This is a genomic window from Cryobacterium inferilacus (genome assembly GCF_019599185.1).
In the GTDB taxonomy this organism is placed as follows: Bacteria; Actinomycetota; Actinomycetes; order Actinomycetales; family Microbacteriaceae; genus Cryobacterium; species Cryobacterium inferilacus.
In genome coordinates, this window is record NZ_JAIEUL010000042.1 from 1,455 (window position 1) to 4,715 (window position 3,261).

General features: G+C 52.9%; 1 rRNA gene. It reads left to right on the forward strand.

Annotation, left to right across the window (positions count from 1 at the left end):
• The first annotated feature begins 71 nt into the window (after nucleotides 1-71).
• Nucleotides 72-3,199, forward strand: a 23S ribosomal RNA gene (locus K2F54_RS18735).
• The last annotated feature ends 62 nt before the right edge of the window (nucleotides 3,200-3,261 follow it).

A 3,261-nucleotide genomic window follows, 5' to 3' on the forward strand; every position in this document is an offset into this window, starting at 1 on the left:
GAGTGTGTGATCATTGGTCAATTTCGGTCGCGAATTTATTCGCGACACTTAATCGATTCAAACTCATGTGATTTCAAATTTTCAAGAGCAAACGGTGAATGCCTTGGCATGTAGAGCCGAAGAAGGACGTAGTAATCTGCGATAAGCCTCGGGGAGTTGATAAACGAACTGTGATCCGAGGATGTCCGAATGGGGAAACCCCGCCAGGCCCGCAAGGTGACCTGGTGACTCCCGCCTGAATATATAGGGCGGGTAGAGGGAACGTGGGGAAGTGAAACATCTCAGTACCCACAGGAAGAGAAAACAATAGTGATTCCGTTAGTAGTGGCGAGCGAACCCGGATGAGGCTAAACCGATCATGTGTGATAGCCGGCAGGCGTTGCATGGTCGGGGTTGCGGGACTTTTCTGCTGATTCTGCCGAACAGTGAGCGTTACAACGTTGTATAGACGAACAGGATTGAAAGCCTGGTCATAGAGGGTGCGAACCCCGTAGTCGAAATGCAGCAATGGCGCGAAGAGTATCCCAAGTAGCACGGGGCCCGAGAAATCCCGTGTGAATCTGTCAGGACCACCTGATAAGCCTAAATACTCCTACATGACCGATAGTGAACAAGTACCGTGAGGGAAAGGTGAAAAGTACCCCGGGAGGGGAGTGAAATAGTACCTGAAACCGTTTGCTTACAAACCGTTGGAGCACCCTTTGTTGGTGTGACAGCGTGCCTTTTGAAGAATGAGCCTGCGAGTTAGTGATATGTGGCGAGCTTAACCCGAGAGGGGAATGCGTAGCGAAAGCGAGTCTGAATAGGGCGATTCAGTCGCATGTCCTAGACCCGAAGCGAAGTGATCTATCCATGGCCAGGTTGAAGCGACGGTAAGACGTCGTGGAGGACCGAACCCACTTCAGTTGAAAATGGAGGGGATGAGCTGTGGATAGGGGTGAAAGGCCAATCAAACTTCGTGATAGCTGGTTCTCTCCGAAATGCATTTAGGTGCAGCGTTGCGTGTTTCTTGCCGGAGGTAGAGCTACTGGATAGCCGATGGGGCCCAAAAGCTTACTGACGTTAGCCAAACTCCGAATGCCGGTAAGTCAGAGCGCAGCAGTGAGACGGTGGGGGATAAGCTTCATCGTCGAGAGGGAAACAACCCAGACCACCATCTAAGGTCCCAAAGCGCGTGCTAAGTGGGAAAGGATGTGGAGTTGCATAGACAACCAGGAGGTTGGCTTAGAAGCAGCCACCCTTGAAAGAGTGCGTAATAGCTCACTGGTCAAGTGATTCCGCGCCGACAATGTAACGGGGCTCAAGCACGCCACCGAAGTTGTGGCATTGATATTTTTGGTAAGCCGCACCCTTGTGGTGTTGGTTCAGCCGTGTTGATGGGTAGGAGAGCGTCGTGTGGCCAGCGAAGCGGCGGTGTAAACCAGCCGTGGAGGCTACACGAGTGAGAATGCAGGCATGAGTAGCGAAAGACGGGTGAGAAACCCGTCCTCCGAAAGATCAAGGTTTCCAGGGCCAGGCTAATCCGCCCTGGGTAAGTCGGGACCTAAGGCGAGGCCGACAGGCGTAGTCGATGGACAACGGGTTTATATTCCCGTACTGATGAAAAACCGTCCAAGCTAATCCAGTAATGCTAAGCATCTGAATCCTCTAGATGGATCCCTTCGGGGTGAAGCGTGAGGCCTAGCGTGCGACCCTATGCTGGTGCGGTTAGCGTATTAACAGGTGTGACGCAGGAAGGTAGCTGAGCCGGGCGATGGTTGTCCCGGTCTAAGGATGTAGGGCGAACGATAGGCAAATCCGTCGTTCATATAGCCTGAGACCCGATGGGTAGTCCTCACGGACGAAATCAGTGATCCTATGCTGCCAAGAAAAGCATCGACGCGAGGTTTTAGTCACCCGTACCCCAAACCGACTCAGGTGATCAGGTAGAGAATACTAAGGAGATCGAGAGAATCGTGGTTAAGGAACTCGGCAAAATGCCCCCGTAACTTCGGGAGAAGGGGGGCCTGAGGCGTGAAGGGATTTACTCCTGGAGCGTTCGAAGGCCGCAGAGACCAGTGGGAAGCGACTGTTTACTAAAAACACAGGTCCGTGCCAAGTCGCAAGACGATGTATACGGACTGACGCCTGCCCGGTGCTGGAAGGTTAAGAGGAACGGTTAGCCGCAAGGCGAAGCTGAGAATTTAAGCCCCAGTAAACGGCGGTGGTAACTATAACCATCCTAAGGTAGCGAAATTCCTTGTCGGGTAAGTTCCGACCTGCACGAATGGCGTAACGACTTCCCAGCTGTCTCAACCGCGAACTCGGCGAAATTGCATTACGAGTAAAGATGCTCGTTACGCGCAGCAGGACGGAAAGACCCCGTGACCTTTACTACAGCTTGGTATTGGTGTTCGGTGTGGCTTGTGTAGGATAGGTGGGAGACTGTGAAGCTTGGACGCTAGTTCAGGTGGAGTCATCGTTGAAATACCACTCTGGTCATATTGGATACCTAACTTCGAACCGTGATCCGGTTCAGGGACAGTGCCTGGTGGGTAGTTTAACTGGGGCGGTTGCCTCCTAAAAAGTAACGGAGGCGCCCAAAGGTTCCCTCAACCTGGTTGGCAATCAGGTGTCGAGTGTAAGTGCACAAGGGAGCTTGACTGTAAGACTGACAAGTCGAGCAGGGACGAAAGTCGGGACTAGTGATCCGGCAGTGGCTTGTGGAAGCGCTGTCGCTCAACGGATAAAAGGTACCTCGGGGATAACAGGCTGATCTTGCCCAAGAGTCCATATCGACGGCATGGTTTGGCACCTCGATGTCGGCTCGTCGCATCCTGGGGCTGGAGTAGGTCCCAAGGGTTGGGCTGTTCGCCCATTAAAGCGGTACGCGAGCTGGGTTTAGAACGTCGTGAGACAGTTCGGTCCCTATCCGCTGCGCGCGCAGGAAATTTGAGAAGATCTATCCCTAGTACGAGAGGACCGGGATGGACGAACCTCTGGTGTGTCAGTTGTTCCGCCAGGAGCACCGCTGATTAGCTACGTTCGGAACGGATAACCGCTGAAAGCATCTAAGCGGGAAGCCGGCTTCGAGATGAGATTTCCATCCCTTAGGGGGAGAGGCTCGCAGCTAGACTACTGCGTTGATAGGCCGGATGTGGAAGAGAGGACTAAAGACTCTTGGAGCTGACCGGTACTAATAAGCCGATAATTTGATAACACTCAGTTTGAATAAGCTGCTATGCGTCCACTATGTGGTTCTCGATGTACGGTCGAGAACAA